Here is a 16124-nt window from a genome sequence, read left to right on the forward strand (position 1 = left end):
TAGCCGTCGAGCCGGGACTCCCCCGATCCGCTCAGGCCACGAGCGCGTGACCGGACGGGTGTTTGGTGATGTCGCCCCGCACCGCCGTCTCACAGCGATTGGCCAGGTCGCGGCGGTCGGTTCCGGGTAGCTGCAGCGACTCGACGTGCACCCGCGCGACCGTGCGCCTCGTCGTGACCAGTCGCCGGATCGAGTCGAGCAGTGTGTCATCGCCCACATAGGCGGCGACGGTGGAGGTGGCGCCGTCGGCGTGGTGATACGCCAAACGCAACGGCTGGACCGGCCTGCCGGCGTCGATGGCGCCCTGGAACATGGCGGGGCGGAAGCGGCCGTACGCCAGTCCGCAGTAGGTGGTGCCCTCCGGAAACGCGATCACGGTACGGCCCGCACTCAGATTGCGGGTGACGGCGCCCACCACGTCGGGCAGGCGCCGCAGGTCCGACCGCTCGATCGGGATCACCTTCAGCAGCCGAGCCAGCAGTCCGAGGCCCGGCCAGCTGACGAGCTCGGACTTGGCGACGAACCGGCCTGGCAGCACCGAGCCGACCACGAAGACGTCCACCCAGGAAATGTGGCCGCTGACCACCAGAACGCCGCTCAGGTTGCGGATCGGGCCCCCGGAAACCCTGGTCCGCACACCAAGGCAGTACAGCAGCAACCGGCAGTAGCCGCGCTGCAGATGGGATCGGCCGGGTGCGGGGACGGCCAGCATCGGCGCCACCAGCAGGAGCAGCAGGGCGGAGGTGACCCGTACCGCGGCGCGGCAGGTCACGATCACCCGTGGCCCAGACCGCGCGGCGTCTGCGCCGACGCAGCTCGCATCGCACGACGCCTTCGGCACCCAGGTGCCGAGGGTGCTCACGGCGCGATCCCGCCGGCCAGGGCGGCGGCCTCGACAGACCGCAGCCTGCGCAGGTAGCGCGTGTCGGCCCGGCGCTTGTCGAGCAACGCCGGGAAATCGCCAATGCCGAAATCGGGATCGTGGGCGGGTTTGCCGCACACCTGCGCGCCGAGTCGCAGGTAGCCGCGCATCAACGGTGGTACGACGAGCCTCTCCGGCGGCTCGATGTCGTCGAGGCCCTTCCCGCCGACGGTCACCGGCCGGTACGGGTGCACGGTATAGAGCGCCGGTGCGGCGTGGCGGCGACGGACGAAGTCGCGGACCCCGCGGATCTGTGCGCCCGGCGGGTAACCGTCGGGGCCGTGGACGGGCACCGACACGCAACCGGTGACGTAGTCGTACCCGCAGCGGTCGAGGTACGCCAGGATCCCGGCCCACATCAGCAGCACGACGGCTCCGCTGCGGTGATCCGCTCGCACCACAGCCCGGCCCATCTCGACCAGGCCCGGCCGCAGCGGGTCGAACGCACGCACGTCGAATTCGGTTGCGCTGTAGAGGCTTCCGGCAGCGACGGCGCCCGCGGGTGGCAGCATTCGATAGCAGCCGACGAGTTCGCCGGTGACGTCCTCGCGTACCAGCAGGTGGTCGCAGTGCTCGTCGAAGCGGTCGGCGTCCCGGCCGTCGGCGGAACCGGTCAGCGTGAATCCGGGCTCGGCGGTGAACACGTCGTGGCGCAGCCACTGCGCCGCTTCGATGAGCGTGGCATCCGTCGTCAGCAGCAGGGTGTAGCGCGGCGCGGGACCTGCGGACCCGGTCCGGCCGCCGTCGGTCTCCTCGGGGGCGATGAGTACAGAAGCAGTGCTCATGGCTGCACGCTCGCCCAGCCGCATCTCCGGGCGGCATCGCAGGCGTGACGTGTCGATGAGCGCCAGGTGACGAATTGCCCCGGCGAGGCGTCAGTCGCCGAGCAGCACGACGTTGTCGGCTACCGCGTTGCGGGGTGTGCGCACGTGGTTGGCCGGAAAGTTCGGGTCGGCGTACCCGATCGCGAGTCCGCACAACACCCGCAGTTCTGCGGGGATGTCCAGCTGTTCGCGCAGCACCTCGGAGAAGTGCGCAACCGAAACCTGCACGCACGTGTCGAGACCGCGTTCGGTCAGCGCAAGCACCAGCGTCTGCAGGAACATCCCGACCGCGAGGCTGTCGGCGTGTCCGAGATCGCGGTGCATGCAGACCACTCCCGCCACTGGGGCGCCGAAGAACTCGAAGTTGCGCAGCTGTGCGAGACGTCGCCCCTCGGCGTCGTGACGGGCCACACCCATCGAGCCGTAGACCAACGCGCCCAACTCCTGCCGCAGCGGTGCGAAGCTCTCCGGAATCCCCATGGTCGCGGGAAAACCGGCGGACGCGCGGTCCAGCAATGATTCGACGAGTTGGTCGCGGCGCGCGCCGGTGGCCAGGAACAGCCGCCAGGGTTGGATATTGGAGTTCGACGGTGCACGCATCGCCAGCTCCAATGCCTCGTCGAGGAGTACGCGCGGTACGGGCTTGTCGGGCAGGAACTTCCGTGTGCAGTGCCGCTCGCGAACAGCCCGGTCCAGGTCGCTCTCGGGCGCCGCCGAGGTCATCGTCGTGCCAGCCAATCCGTGAAGTGCGTCGCGGCGATGACGGCGCCGTCGCCGGTGACCAGGCTCCGCTCGTCGAGCGGAGTGCCGAAGTACGTCGCCTCGGTGGTGACCACGACCGGCCGCTCGTCGCCGCGTGCGGCCAGCACCGCACCCGCGAGCTCGGCGAACGGCATCTTGTCGGGCCCGCCGATATCGACGTGACCGTTGCTCGGGGTCGCCACGGCTGTCCGGGCCACCTCGGCGGCGACCTCATCGGCTGCAATCGGCTGGATCAGCGCATCGGGCGCTCGCACTTCGCCGTTGCCGCTCAGCGATTCGGTGATCGCCTCGGCGAATTCGTGGAACTGCGTGGCGCGCACGATGCTGAACGGCAGTCCGGAGTCTTTGATGATGCGTTCCTGCGCGACGTTCGCACGCAGATAACCGCTTTCGGGAAGCCCGTCGGCGCCGACGATCGACAGCGCCACGACGTGACCCACCCGCGCGGCCGTCGCGGCACCCACCAGATTCGTCGTCGACCTCGTGAAGAAGTCCATGACCGCGTCGTCCTCGAACGACGGCGAGTTGGTCACGTCGATCACCACATCCGCGCCGGCGACCGCTTCGGCCACCCCGGCGCCGGTCAAAACGTCCAATCCGGTGGAGCGCGCCGCGGCGACCACCTCGTGGCCGTCCGCGGTGAGGATCGATACCACCTTCGAGCCGATGAGTCCGGTCGCGCCGAACACGGTGATCTTCATCTCGGAACCTTTCGTCGTGCCTGTCACGAAAAGACTGGCACTCGGGTGACGGCGATCGAGCCCTTGAAAGTCCGTAGTCCGAGCGCTCACCCTCGTACGCCCTCGGGACGGCATGCAAAAGGCCCCCGGACAGCGTCCGGGGGCCTGTCGCGCGGAAACTCAGCCCTTGCGAGCCTTGACCGCCTCGGTCAGCTGCGGTGTGACCTTGAACAGGTCGCCGACGATGCCGAGGTCGGCGATCTCGAAGATCGGCGCCTCTTCGTCCTTGTTCACCGCGATGATCGTCTTGGACGTCTGCATGCCCGCGCGGTGCTGAATCGCGCCGGAGATGCCCAGGGCGATGTACAGCTGCGGCGACACCGTCTTACCGGTCTGGCCCACCTGGAACTGGCCCGGGTAGTAGCCGGAGTCGACGGCGGCACGGGACGCGCCGACAGCGCCGCCGAGCGAGTCCGCCAGCTCCTCGACCACGTTGAAGTTCTCCGCGCTGCCCACACCGCGGCCACCCGAGACGACAACCGTCGCCTCGGTGAGCTCCGGGCGGTCACCCGCGACGGCGGGTTCGCGCTTGGTGATCTTCGTCGCGTTCTCGGCCTGGCCGGGCACCTCGACGTTGACGACCTCGCCCGCACCGTCGGCGGGTTCAGCGTCGATGGCTCCTGCGCGCAGCGTGATGACCGGAACCTCACCAGTGGACTCGGCCTCGACGGTGAATGCACCACCGAAGATCGAGTGGACGGCCTTGCCACCCTCCTGGACGTCGACGACGTCGGTGAGTACACCGGAACCGGTGCGGGCCGCCAACCGGCCGGCGATCTCCTTGCCGTCGGCGTTGGCCGACAGCAGAACACCGGCGGGCGAAGCCGACTCGACCAGCGATGCCAGCACGTCGACCTGCGGGGTGATCAGGTAGTTCTCCGCGTCGTCGGACTCGGCGACGTAGATCTTGGCCGCGCCCGCGGCCTTCAGGCCGTCGGTGAGCGGTTCTGCGGTGCCCGGCGCGCCGACGACGACGGCCGAGGGCTCGCCGAGCTTGCGAGCCGCGGTGATCAACTCCGAGGTGACCTTCTTCAGTGCACCTTCGGCGTGCTCAACGAGCACGAGTACTTCAGCCATGAGTTCTTCTCTCGTCTCTTGTTCTTCGCAGTCTCGGTCTGGGGCCTAGATGATTTTCTGGGCGACCAGGTACTCGGCGATCTTGGTTCCGCCATCGCCTTCGTCGGTGACCTTCTCGCCGGCGGTCTTCGGCGGCTTCGGCGTCGACGACAGCACCTTGGACCCGGCGTTGGCGAGACCGACCTCATCGGCCTCGACACCGATCTCGGCGAGCGTGAGCTTGGTGACTTCCTTCTTCTTGGCGGCCATGATGCCCTTGAAGGACGGGAAGCGAGGCTCGTTGATCTTCTCGTTGACGCTGACCACGGCGGGCAGCGGAGCCTCGACGAAGAACACGCCGTCGTCGGTCTCCCGCTCGCCGCTGACCTTGCCGTCCTCGACGGTCACCTTGCGCAGATGCGTCAGCTGCGGCAGGCCCAGGTACTCGGCGATGATCGCGGGGACCGCGCCGCCGGTGCCGTCGGTGGCCTCGTTGCCGGCGATGACCAGCTCGGTGCCCTCGATGGTGCCCAGCGCACGTGCCAGGGCCCATCCGGTCTGGACCATGTCCGAGCCGTGCATGCCCTCGTCGACGAGGTGCACGGCCTTGTCGGCACCCATCGACAGCGCCTTGCGGATCGCCTCGGTCGCGCGCTCGGGGCCGGCCGTCAGCACCGTCACAGTGCTGTCGCCGCCTTCCCTCTCCTTGATGAGCAGCGCCTCTTCGACGGCGCGCTCGTTGATCTCGTCGAGCACCGCGTCGGCGGCCTCGCGGTCGAGAGTGAAGTCGCCGTCGGTGAGCTTGCGCTCCGACCAGGTGTCAGGGACCTGTTTGATCAGGACCACGATGTTCGTCATGAGTCTGGTTCGTCCTCCTCGAAGGGACCGATGATCGGCCCGCATAACACGCTTTGAGCAACAACCACCATGTTACTCGCGGGTAACTTGTGGCGGTTCGCAGGAACACTGTAGCGGGTCGAAGTTCGTGTTCTAGCAGCACGTAGGGGGTGAACCATTCGTCTGTGGGCCGTTTCACGTTAGCCTGCCTTCCAATGAGCGCTTTTGTTACTGATGGACCCGACCTCCCCCTCACCGGGGAACGCACGGTTCCGGGACTCGCGGAGGAGAACTACTGGTTCCGCCGCCACGAGGTCGTCTACGAGCAGATGGCCGACCGCTGCGCGGATCGCGACGTGCTCGAGGCCGGCTGCGGTGAGGGCTATGGGGCCAACCTGATCGCCGAGGTCGCCCGCCGCGTGATCGGCCTGGACTACGACGAGACAGCGGTCGCCCACGTCCGTGCGCGGTATCCGCGCGTGGACATGCGCCAGGGCAATCTGGCCGAGTTGCCGCTCGCCGACGGCTCCGTCGACGTCGTCGTGAACTTCCAGGTCATCGAACACCTCTGGGATCAGGGGCAATTCGTGCGCGAATGCCTGCGTGTGCTGCGTCCGGGTGGGTCTCTGCTGATGTCGACACCGAACCGGATCACGTTCTCCCCCGGCCGCGACACCCCGATCAACCCGTTCCACACCCGCGAACTCAACGCCGCCGAGCTGACCGAACTGCTCACCACCGAAGGGTTCGCGGTCGAAGGCGTGCACGGGGTCTTTCACGGGCCGCGGCTCGTCGAACTCGACGCCCGACACGGCGGCTCGATCATAGACGCCCAGATCGCGCGGGCAATCGCCGATGCGCCCTGGCCCGAGGATCTGCTCGCCGACGTGGCCTCCGTGCGCAGCGACGACTTCGATCTGGTCGACGCGCGCGATCGGAACATCGACGACAGCCTCGATCTGGTCGCGATCGCGGTGCGGCCGTGACATCCGGCGACCCCCCGGGGCTGAATGTCGCCGGCGACCCGGCTCCCCGGTCCAATGTCGCCGGCGACCCGGCTCCCCGGTCCAATGTCGCCGGCGACCCGGCTCCGGGCCTCTTCACGCTCGTTCTTCACACCCACCTGCCCTGGCTGGCTCATCACGGCCGCTGGCCCGTCGGCGAGGAGTGGCTCTACCAGTCGTGGTCGGCGTGCTACCTCCCGCTGATGCGGGTGCTGCGCACGCTGGCGGCCGAAGGCCGCCGCCACCAGTTGACGCTGGGCATGACGCCGGTGGTCACCGCACAACTCGACGACCCGTACTGCCTGACGGGGATGCACCACTGGCTGGCGAACTGGCAGCTGCGCGCGCTCGAGGCGACCACTCTCGGTGATCCGTTGCGCCAGTTCGGTGTTCGCGAGCACGCCGAGGCCGAGCAGGCCATCGAGGACTTCGCCACGCTGTGGGCGCACGGCGGCAGTCCGTTGCTGCGCGAGGTGATCGACGCCGAAACCATCGAACTGCTCGGCGGTCCGCTTGCGCATCCGTTCCAGCCGCTGCTCAACCCGCGGCTGCGGGAATTCGCGCTGCACGAGGGGCTCGCCGATGCCCGCCTGCGGTTCGCGCACACACCCGTCGGCATCTGGGCCCCGGAATGCGCTTACGCGCCAGGCATGGAAACCGACTACGCCGCAGCCGGTGTCGGCCACTTCATGGTCGACGGGCCGTCCCTGCACGGCGACACCGCGCTCGGCCGTCCCGTCGGATCGTCCGACGTGGTGGCCTTCGGTCGGGACCTTCACGTCAGCTATCGGGTGTGGTCGCCGAAGTCCGGCTACCCCGGGCACGCCGCCTACCGCGACTTCCACACCTACGACCACACCACCGGACTCAAGCCGGCTCGGGTGACGGGCCGCAATGTGCCGTCAGAGGCCAAGGCGCCATACGACCCCGAGCGCGCCGACCGCGCGATCGACGCCCACGTCGCCGATTTCGTCGCGGTGGTCCGGCAGCGACTGTGCGACGAGAGTGAACGCATCGGGCGCCCCGCACACGTCATCGCCGCATTCGACACCGAGTTGTTCGGCCACTGGTGGTACGAGGGCCCCGTGTGGCTGGAACGGGTGCTGCGGGCGCTGCCGGAGGCCGGTGTGCGCCTCGGCACGCTGAGCGACGCCAAGGCCGACAGTTTCGTCGGCTCGCCTGTCGAATTGCCGCCCAGCTCATGGGGTTCGGGCAAGGATTGGCAGGTGTGGGCCGGTGAGCAGGTCGCCGATCTGGTCCAGTTGAACACCGAGGTCGTCGACACCGCGCTGGCGACCGTCGATAAGGCGCTCGGCGAGACCGACGCTCCGCCGGCACGCAACTTCGTCGCCGACCAGATCCTGCGCGAGACGCTGCTGACCGTTTCGAGCGACTGGCCGTTCATGGTCAGCAAGGACTCCGCGGCCGACTATGCCCGCTACCGGGCGCATCTGCACGCCCACGCCACCCGCGAGATCGCCGACGCCGCGGCGTCCGGTCGCCATGAGCATGCACAGCGTCTGGCCGCCGGTTGGAATCGTGCCGACGGTCTGTTCGGCGCGCTGGACGCCCGGCGGTTACCGCGATGACCCCACCCCCAGCCTTCACTTCCGCGAGCGACCGTGTTTGCACACCGACACGCCGCTCCGCGTGTACATTTTCCGGTCACTCGCACAGGAGTCAGCGACCGTGAAGATCCTCATGGTGTCGTGGGAGTACCCGCCGGTCGTGGTCGGCGGACTCGGCAGGCACGTCCATCATCTCGCCACCGCGCTCGCCGAAGCGGGCCACGAGGTCGTCGTGCTGAGCCGGCGACCGTCGAACACCGACCCCGCCACGCATCCGACCACCGACGAGATCGCCGAAGGCGTGCGCGTGGTCGCGGCGGCGCACGATCCGCACGAGTTCGATTTCGGCAACGACATGATGGCCTGGACGTTGGCGATGGGCCACGCGATGGTCAGAACCGGTTTGACGCTGAAGTCGCGACGCGGCCGCCCTTGGCGCCCCGACGTCGTACACGCACACGACTGGCTGGTCGCACATCCCGCGATCGCCCTGGCCGAATTCTTCGATGTACCACTGGTATCCACGATCCACGCCACCGAGGCCGGCAGACATTCCGGGTGGGTGTCGGGCCGCATCAGCAGACAGGTCCACGCGGTGGAATCGTGGTTGGTGCGCGAATCCGATTCGCTGATCACCTGTTCGGCCTCGATGCGCGATGAGGTCTCGGAGCTCTTCGGGCCGGGCCTGGCCGAGTCGTATGTCATCCGCAACGGGATCGACTGCAGTCGCTGGCCATTCGCTCAACGCAAGCCCCGGACCGGACCTGCCCGATTGCTGTATCTCGGTCGGCTCGAGTATGAGAAAGGCATCCACGACGCAATCGCCGCGCTACCCCGAATCAGGCGCACCCACCCCGGTACCACGCTGACGATCGCCGGCGAGGGCACCCAGCTCGATTGGCTCGTCGAGCAGGCGCGAAAGCACAAGGTGCTCAAGGCGACCGCGTTCGCCGGACACCTCGACCACGACGCGTTGGTGAACCTGCTGCACACCGCCGACGCAGCCGTATTGCCCAGCCACTACGAGCCGTTCGGCATCGTCGCACTGGAAGCTGCGGCGACCGGAATCCCCTTGGTGACCTCGAACGTCGGCGGGTTGGGCGAGGCGGTCATCGACGGTGAAACCGGAATGTCCTTTCCGCCACGCGATACCGCGCGCCTGGCGGCGGCTGTCCGCTTGGTTCTCGACGACCCGCACGCCGCCCAGCAACGCGCGATCGCCGCCCGCGAGCGGCTCACCTCGCAGTTCGAATGGCACGCGATCGCAGACGAAACCGCGCAGGTGTACCTGGCCGCCAAACGCCGTGAGCGCGAACCACATCGGCGCCGACCCATCATCGAACACGCCCTGCCCGGCCGCTGATCAGACGTGCCGACTGGCGGGGATCGTGGATTGATCCCCGCCAGTGGCGTTGTGTGGTTGGGCTCAGAACAGGCCGGTGTCGACGGTGGTGTCCACATCGACGTCGGTGTTGACCTGACCGGAGTTGTCAGTCGAGTTGTCCTGTCCGGAGTTGTCGACCGAGTTGTCGACCGAGTTGTCCACCGAGTTGTCCTCGATGCTCGACCCGCCCGAGATGCCGCCGGTCACGCTGCCGTCGATATCGCCGACATTGGTCTGGTTGCCATCGACATTGGTGGTGGTCGTGTCGTTGTCGTTGATCACGATCCCGCCACCCGAGCCGCCGGCCCCACCGGTGGCGTTGCCGCCGTCGTTGCCGACCCCGATCAGGCCGCCACCGCCGTCACCGCCCGAGGCGCTGCCGCCGCTGCCACCGCTCATGTCGACATCGTTGATCACCGGGCCGTCATTGTCGGAGATGATGTCGCCGCCGGCGGTCTGGTCTCCGCTGTCGTCGATCTCATTGTCCTCACCGATGTTGACGTTGGAGTCCTCGATATCACCGGTGTTGACGTTCTCGTTGTCATCGCCGACGACGTTGCCGTCGCCCTCGACGTTGGTGGCATCGATATCGCCTGCGGTGCCGGTGTTGACCACCCCGCCGTCGGTGGCGGTGTTGGTGGTCTTGTCACCGAAGGTGATGTCACCGAACTCCAGCCCGAAGTTGCCGATACCCTGCTGCTGATCCTCACCGGCGTGGTTGACCGTGTTGGTCTCCGGGCTCAGGAACCGGGTGTCGTTATGGCTGAGGGTGTCGTTGTTGGACAACACCTCGGTCTGCCGCTGCGGGGTGAACGCGATCCCGTGCGTCTGGGCCACCGCCTGCTGCAGCCCCACCACCGGATCACCACCCCCGTGCACCACCGCCGCAGGCGCCACGGCCGCGGCGGCGTGCTGCAGTTGGGCTGCGGACGCGTTCTGCACGCCGGCACCGCACATGGCCCGTTCTGGATCGTCGACGAAGGCCTGAGCCGAGACCTCGTCACGGAACAGGTTCAGAATCCAGTCGATTACGTTCATCTCAGTGGTCCTTTCGGATGTCTGGTCGCCGACCTCCGGCGAACTGATGCGAACGTTACGAATCCGCGGATATCCCGAAAACGGGCCGAAGCCCCCTCGCTGCGGTGGACGGATGCAGGGTCAACCCAGACCCCTATTAGGGGATTAGGGGCGGTTCTCTGTGAGCAGTTCGCGGTCGCCGAACGGCGACGAGCGTGCGCAAACTGTTGAATTTCAGCGGCGTGGCGTATGCAGACACGCGCGCTCGCGGAAACCAGAGTGCGCGCTAGCGGGAGGCCTTCTTGCGTTCGATGTCGGCAAGGGCCGCGGCCAGTTCCGCGCGCTGCGCCGCCGATGTTTCCCATGCGAGTTGGCGGTTCTTGACCACTTTCGCGGGCGCACCGACGGCGATCGAGAAGTCGGGCACGTCGCCGCGCACGACCGCGTGCGATCCGAGCACGCAACCACGCCCGATCGTGGTGCTGCGCAACACCGTGACCTTGACACCCACCCACGTGTCTGGCCCGATTCGCACCGGCCCCTTGACGATTCCCTGGTCCTTGATCGGCACGTTGATGTCGTCCATACGATGGTCGAAATCGCAGATGTAGCACCAGTCGGCCATCAGCACCGAATCACCCAGCTCGATGTCGAGGTAGGTGTTGATGACGTTGTCGCGGCCGAGCACCACCTTGTCGCCGAACCGCAGCGAACCCTCGTGGCAGCGGATCGTGTTCTTGTCGCCGATGTGCACCCAGCGGCCGATTTCCATGGTCGACAGCTCCGGCGTCGCCTCGATCTCGACGCCCTTACCGAGGAAGACCATCCCGCGGGTGATGATGTGCGGATTGCGCAGCTTGAACTTCAGCAATCTCCAGTACCGCACCAGATACCACGGGGTGTAGGCGCGGTTGGCCAACACCCATTTCAACGACGCCAAGGTCAGGAACTTCGCCTGCCTCGGGTCACGCAATCGCGACCCTCGCCAGCGCTTGTGCAGCGGCGCGCCCCACATGGTCGTCATGGCCGGAAAGCCTACGCGAGCGTCCGAATCGGCAACGGTTACCCTCACGTGGACCGATGACGAGAAACGGGAAGGATCGAGTGTTCCGGCGATTGACCGTGCTGGCAGTGTCCTTACTGACGGCGCTGATCACGGCCACCCTGGCGGGCTGCCAGGACACCACCTCCTGGGTCGAGGCCAAGGCCGCTGACGGCTGGGCCGCCCAATACGGCGATGCCGCCAACAGCAGCTACCAACCGGTGGCGGGTGCCGACACGCTGCGCCTGGAATGGATGAGGTCGGTCAAGGGTGACCTCGCCGCGGCGGTGGCACTCGGCACCGGCAGCTATCTGGCCGTCAACGCGCAGACCCCAGACGGATGCTCGCTGATGGTGTGGGAGGCCGACAACAAGGCGCGGCAGCGTTGGTGCACGCGCCTCGTACAGGGCGGGGGCGCGTCCAGTCCTCTGTTCGACGGCTTCGACAACCTCTACATCGGACAGCCCGGCGCCATGCTGTCGTTCCCCCCGACGCAGTGGATCCGCTGGCGTCAACCGGTCATCGGGATGCCGACCACAGCGCGGATCCTGAGCCCGGGTCACCTGCTGGTCGTGACGCACCTGGGTCAGGTGCTGGTTTTCGACGCCCACCGCGGGACGGTCGAAGGCAGCCCGATCGACCTGGTCGCCGGCGTCGACCCCAAGGATTCCGAGCGCGGCCTCGCCGACTGCCGGCCGGCCCGCCCGCGCTGCCCGGTGGCCGCCGCGCCGGCGTTCGCCTCTGCCACGGGGACCGTCGTCCTCTCATTGTGGGAGCCAGGTGCCGACGCGCCCATCCTCGTGGGCCTGCGCTACCGGCCCGGGCAGTCGCCGTTTCTGACCCGCGAGTGGACCAGCGACGCCGCCGGCGGCGGACCCCTTGCCAGCCCGGTGTTTTCGGCCGACGGATCGACCGTCTACGTCAACGGACGCGACGACCGGCTATGGGCGCTCAACGCCGCCGACGGCAAGGCAAAGTGGTCGGTGCCGCTCGACTACCTCGCCCAAACCCCGCCCTCCGTGTCACCCGACGGGCTGATCGTCGCCGGCGGCGGGCCCGGGGCGAAGCTGACCGGCATCAGGGACGAGGGCGACCGCGGCGAGGTGCAGTGGACCCGCGACGACGTCACGCCGCTGACGACCTCGAGTCGATCCGGCGCCGATCTCGCCTACACCGTCGTGCGCAACGGCGACGGGGAGGACGACGGACAGGCGCTGCTGGTCTTCGATCCCGCCGACGGGCGCACCCTCAACAGCTATCCGCTGCCCAGGGCGACGGGTTGGCCGGTCGGCGTCTCCATCGGAAAGGACCGCCGCGTGGTCACCGCCACCAGCGACGGCATGGTGTACGGCTTCGCACCGGCGTAGTGCACGGCACCGGTCGCGAATCGCATTTGTCACCGCAACGAAACATACGAAGCGCGCGGGCATGCCAGCATGCCACCGTGCGCGTATGGCCCCAGTGAGGCGCCTGCGGGCGCACCCGAGCTAAGGAGACGGATTGTCCGAGTTCCTCGACGCAGTCAACGGTTACGTATGGAGCGACTCGCTGGTCTATCTGTGCCTGGCCGCAGGTGTGTACTTCTCTGTTCGCTCCCGGTTCGTGCAGGTACGCCAGGTGCGGGAGATGGTCCGGCTGATGCTCAAGGGCGAGAAGTCGCCGTCGGGGGTGTCGTCGTTTCAGGCGCTCACGATGTCGCTGGCCGGGCGGATCGGCACCGGCAATATCGCCGGCGTGGCGACCGCGATCGCGTTCGGCGGTCCCGGTGCGCTGTTCTGGATGTGGGCGATGGCCTTCCTCGGCGCGTCGACGTCTTTCGTCGAGTGCACCCTCGGGCAGATCTACAAGACCCGCGACCCGCTGACCGGTGAATACCGCGGTGGGCCCGCCTACTATCTGAGCCGCGCGCTGGCCCACACCCGCGCCGCCGGCGCCTTCAAGGTCTACGGTCTGATTTTCGCCGCGGTCACCGTGCTGGCGTGCGGGCTGCTGCTGCCCAGCGTCCAGTCCAACTCGATGGCATCGGCGATGGAGTCGGCGTGGGGCTTCGACAAGTGGTGGGTCGGTGCAGGCACGGTGATCGTGCTGGCGTTCGTCATCATCGGCGGCGTCAAGCGCATCGCGGCGTTCGCCTCGATCGTCGTGCCGTTCATGGCCGTCGTCTACATCGCCTTGGCCCTCGTCGTCGTAATGGTCAACGCCGAGCGGGTCCCCGAGGTGCTGCAGATGGTGTTCGCCAGCGCGTTCGGCCTGGATTCGGCGTTCGGCGCGATCATCGGCTCGGCGGTGATGTGGGGCGTCAAGCGCGGCATCTACTCCAACGAGGCCGGGCAGGGCACCGGCCCGCACGCGGCGGCCGCCGCGGAGGTGTCGCATCCGGCCAAACAGGGCCTGGTGCAGGCGTTCGCGGTCTACGTCGACACCTTGTTCGTCTGCTCGGCCACCGGCTTCCTGATCCTGTCGACCGGCGCCTACCGCGTCTTCGGGGGCGAGAGTGAGACCGGCCCGGTGATCGCCGAGGGTGGTCTGCTCGCCACCACCGTCGAGGTGGGTCCCGCCTACGCCCAGGCCGGCTTCGACACCCTCTGGAGCGGCGCCGGATCGACCTTCATCGCGGTGTCATTGGCGTTCTTCTGCTTCACGACGATCGTGGCGTACTACTACATGGCCGAGACCAACCTGCGGTTCCTGCTCGGGCGCTTCTCGACGGTGTCGATGCCGGTCATCCGCGGGACCGTGGGATCGAACCTCACCATGGCGCTGCAGGCGCTGATCCTGGTGTCGGTCATCCTCGGCGCGGTGTCGACCGCGACCGAGGCGTGGGTCCTCGGCGACATCGGTGTCGGATTGATGGCCTGGCTCAACATCGTCGGCATCCTGATCCTCCAGCAACCGGCCTACCGGGCACTGTGGGATTACGAGAAGCAGAAGAAGGCCGGACTGGATCCCATTTTCGACCCCCGCGCGCTGGAGATCACCGGTGCGACGTTCTGGGAGAACTACGACCCGCTCGCCGGCAAGGAGCGGGAATCGGTGCGGACTTGAGCCTTACAGCGCGAGCATCGGCGCGACCGCCGCGCGCGGTACCGTCGCCTGAACCGGGCCCGCCGATTCGGGGAACAGCCCGCCCTGGCTGAAGAAGAAGATCAACGAGTCGTCGGTCACCGCGAAGTTCTGGTAGTTCGCGGGATCGGTGCCTTGGCCCGGCGGAACCGGGGCCATGAGGCCCTGCCTCTCCAGGTATCGATCGACCTCGCGGTAGATCACGTCCATGGGCTCGGAGCCCGGCTTGAACAGCGTGTCGAAGGTGATCGGCGCATTCGTGGCGAGGTTCCAGTTGAACGACTGGTAGAAGGTTTGCGGGCGCACCCCGCCGACGTTCTGCCAGACGCTGAACACCACGCTGCGGGTGCCGGTGGTCGGCGGTCCCGATCGGTAGCCGGTACCGTCGGCGTCGAGTTCGTACCGCATCCCGTCCGCGCCCGGGTTCTCGGCGACGTTGACGAAGCCGTCGCGCGCCTGCGTCAGGTAGGCCACCAGCGGCGCCTGGTCGGGATAGTCGTTGGGGAAACTCAATTCGTAGCTGTAGTTCGGCTTTTCGACGTGCACCCGGCATATCTGATCCGGCCCCACCGTGCCCTGCAGGTCAGCACACCCCGGCTGGGCGGCGGCCGCGGGGATGGCGGCGGCGCCGGCGACGGCGGCCACCGCAACCAGAGCGGTCCACCTGAAATTGCGCATCGACGTCCTCGCAGCCCGCGCCGGTCCGGATACCGGCGTATCTCCGCAAGGATACGTGGACGCTCAGCGCGACGGACGACAAATGAATGCCGTTGCCCGGCTTGCGCCTCCGGTGCCGATGCGGGTGATCACCACCGAAGCTTGCTGTGAGCCGCGCAGGCGAAGCCGCGCGCGCAGCGCGTCGGGGTCGACGTCGACGCCGCGCACCAGGATCTCGGCTGCCCCCACATCGCGCGCCGAAAGCACCTGCCGCAACCGCCGTTCGCTGAAGGCGACTTCGTCGAGCACCTGGAAGCCGCGTACAGCGGGCGGGAGCCGGTCGCCCGACAGGTAGGCGATGTCGGGGTCGAGCTGCCACAGTCCGTGCCGTGCCGCGTAGTGGCGGACCAGCCCCGCGCGCACGATGGCACCGTCCGGGTCGACGATCCACTTCCCCGCGGGTGCCACCGCGCAGTCGTCGGGTTCATCGTCGGTGACCTGTTCGCCGGTGTCCAACAACGAGGCTCGACGCCTGACCCCACCCTCGGTGAGCCCGGCTGACCACAGGCACGCTTCACGCACGCTGCCCGCAAGCGACGTCACCTCGATCTCACCGTCGAAACCCAACCGCCTCACGGCGTCGAAATCGATTCCGGGAGCACATTTCACGACGGTGTCGTGTCGGCGGTAGACATCGAGCAGTTCGTCGAGCGGGGGCGCGTAGTCACGCGGATCGAACCGGCGGCGTCCGGCGCTGCGCCGCGCCGGGTCGAGCACGACGACCGTGCCGTTCGTAATGGGCCGAAGGGCATCGGCGCGGCAGAGGTCCACACCGTCGACGTTGTTGCGCGCCATCGCCAGGCGCACCGGATCGATATCGCTGCCGATCACGACGTCTGCCGATTCGCGGAGCGCGGCCAACTCCGTGCCGATCGAGCACGTCGCGTCGTGTACCCGGGCGCCGCTGAGCCGACGGGCGCGGTGCCGAGCGACCGGTTCGGCGGTGGCCTGCTGCAGGGCTTCGTCGGTGAACAACCAACCATCGGGATTCGAGAGTTTGGCGGCCGCCTTGCGACGCAGCAGCGTGGTCTCGACCAGCACGGCGGCTCGATCACCGAAACGCCTACGCGCCGAAGCGATGTCGGCGACGAGCGTGTTACCGGTCAACCGCAGCGTGGCGGTTTCCCGCAGAGCGTCGACACCCGCAGGGCCGCGCAGATAGTCGACGTCCTCGACGCCGAACGCCAC

At 67.9% G+C, this 16124-nt stretch carries 15 protein-coding genes; 5 read left to right on the forward strand and 10 right to left on the reverse strand.

From position 1 onward, the window contains the following. Positions 1-31 precede the first annotated feature (31 nt). The 6 genes from A5790_RS13990 to A5790_RS14015 form a co-directional block, all read right to left on the reverse strand. Positions 32-862 (reverse strand): 1-acyl-sn-glycerol-3-phosphate acyltransferase, encoded by an 831-nt coding sequence (locus A5790_RS13990; protein ID WP_066845051.1) that lies wholly within the window; start codon positions 860-862, stop codon positions 32-34. Continuing rightward, entirely contained in the window at positions 859-1707 is an 849-nt protein-coding gene (locus A5790_RS13995) for a GNAT family N-acetyltransferase (RefSeq protein WP_066845171.1), read from the reverse strand. Before A5790_RS13995 ends, A5790_RS13990 begins: the two co-directional genes overlap by 4 nt. A 90-nt stretch (positions 1708-1797) precedes the next feature. Then, the gene (locus tag A5790_RS14000) at positions 1798-2469 is read right to left on the reverse strand and encodes a nitroreductase (RefSeq protein ID WP_066845054.1); all 672 of its coding nucleotides are present in this window, start codon (positions 2467-2469) and stop codon (positions 1798-1800) included. After that, positions 2466-3209: an SDR family oxidoreductase gene (locus A5790_RS14005; RefSeq protein ID WP_066845173.1), complete on the reverse strand. Its 744-nt coding sequence runs from the start codon at positions 3207-3209 to the stop codon at positions 2466-2468. The genes A5790_RS14000 and A5790_RS14005 overlap by 4 nt, the downstream gene beginning before the upstream one ends. Positions 3210-3368: 159 nt before the next feature. Further along, the gene (locus A5790_RS14010; RefSeq protein WP_066845056.1) at positions 3369-4325 is read right to left on the reverse strand and encodes an electron transfer flavoprotein subunit alpha/FixB family protein; all 957 of its coding nucleotides are present in this window, start codon (positions 4323-4325) and stop codon (positions 3369-3371) included. 45 nt (positions 4326-4370) lie between these two features. Then, a complete protein-coding gene (locus A5790_RS14015) occupies positions 4371-5162 on the reverse strand; it encodes an electron transfer flavoprotein subunit beta/FixA family protein (protein ID WP_064398495.1) in 792 nt (263 codons plus the stop codon). A gap of 194 nt (positions 5163-5356) precedes the next feature. Here A5790_RS14015 and A5790_RS14020 point away from each other — a divergent pair, with 194 nt between their 5' ends. The 3 genes from A5790_RS14020 to A5790_RS14030 all read left to right on the forward strand — a co-directional run bounded on the left by A5790_RS14020 (position 5357) and on the right by A5790_RS14030 (position 9076). Continuing rightward, positions 5357-6127 carry a bifunctional 2-polyprenyl-6-hydroxyphenol methylase/3-demethylubiquinol 3-O-methyltransferase UbiG gene (locus A5790_RS14020; RefSeq protein WP_066845058.1) on the forward strand — a complete coding sequence of 257 codons (771 nt, stop codon included), beginning with the start codon at positions 5357-5359 and terminating at the stop codon, positions 6125-6127. Continuing rightward, positions 6124-7734: a 1,4-alpha-glucan branching protein domain-containing protein gene (locus A5790_RS14025; protein ID WP_369829787.1), complete on the forward strand. Its 1611-nt coding sequence runs from the start codon at positions 6124-6126 to the stop codon at positions 7732-7734. Before A5790_RS14020 ends, A5790_RS14025 begins: the two co-directional genes overlap by 4 nt. A gap of 100 nt (positions 7735-7834) precedes the next feature. Further along, the gene (locus A5790_RS14030; RefSeq protein ID WP_197696784.1) at positions 7835-9076 is read left to right on the forward strand and encodes a glycosyltransferase family 4 protein; all 1242 of its coding nucleotides are present in this window, start codon (positions 7835-7837) and stop codon (positions 9074-9076) included. Between the two features lie 63 nt (positions 9077-9139). On the opposite strand, the gene A5790_RS26435 is transcribed toward A5790_RS14030, so the two are convergent. Beyond that, the gene (locus A5790_RS26435) at positions 9140-10135 is read right to left on the reverse strand and encodes an IniB N-terminal domain-containing protein (RefSeq protein WP_066845062.1); all 996 of its coding nucleotides are present in this window, start codon (positions 10133-10135) and stop codon (positions 9140-9142) included. A 265-nt stretch (positions 10136-10400) separates the two neighbouring features. Then, positions 10401-11138, reverse strand: a complete 738-nt coding sequence (locus A5790_RS14040) for an acyltransferase (RefSeq protein WP_066845065.1) — start codon at positions 11136-11138, stop codon at positions 10401-10403. A gap of 80 nt (positions 11139-11218) precedes the next feature. Between A5790_RS14040 and A5790_RS14045 the strand changes: the two genes are divergently transcribed. Together A5790_RS14045 and A5790_RS14050 are read left to right on the forward strand one after the other, a co-directional pair. Further along, the gene (locus tag A5790_RS14045) at positions 11219-12523 is read left to right on the forward strand and encodes a PQQ-binding-like beta-propeller repeat protein (protein ID WP_066845068.1); all 1305 of its coding nucleotides are present in this window, start codon (positions 11219-11221) and stop codon (positions 12521-12523) included. A gap of 133 nt (positions 12524-12656) precedes the next feature. Beyond that, complete coding sequence (locus A5790_RS14050; protein WP_066845071.1) at positions 12657-14201, forward strand: sodium:alanine symporter family protein; 1545 nt, start codon at positions 12657-12659, stop codon at positions 14199-14201. Positions 14202-14204: 3 nt separating this feature from the next. Here the strand turns inward: A5790_RS14050 and A5790_RS14055 are convergent, their stop codons facing one another. Together A5790_RS14055 and A5790_RS14060 are read right to left on the reverse strand one after the other, a co-directional pair. Then, on the reverse strand, positions 14205-14897 hold the full coding sequence (locus tag A5790_RS14055) for an esterase (protein ID WP_066845074.1): 693 nt from the start codon (positions 14895-14897) through the stop codon (positions 14205-14207). A gap of 63 nt (positions 14898-14960) precedes the next feature. After that, on the reverse strand, positions 14961-16124 hold the full coding sequence (locus A5790_RS14060; protein WP_066845181.1) for an SAM-dependent methyltransferase: 1164 nt from the start codon (positions 16122-16124) through the stop codon (positions 14961-14963).

Source organism: Mycobacterium sp. 852002-51152_SCH6134967 (genome assembly GCF_001667105.1).
GTDB classification, from domain to species: Bacteria; Actinomycetota; Actinomycetes; order Mycobacteriales; family Mycobacteriaceae; genus Mycobacterium; species Mycobacterium neumannii_A.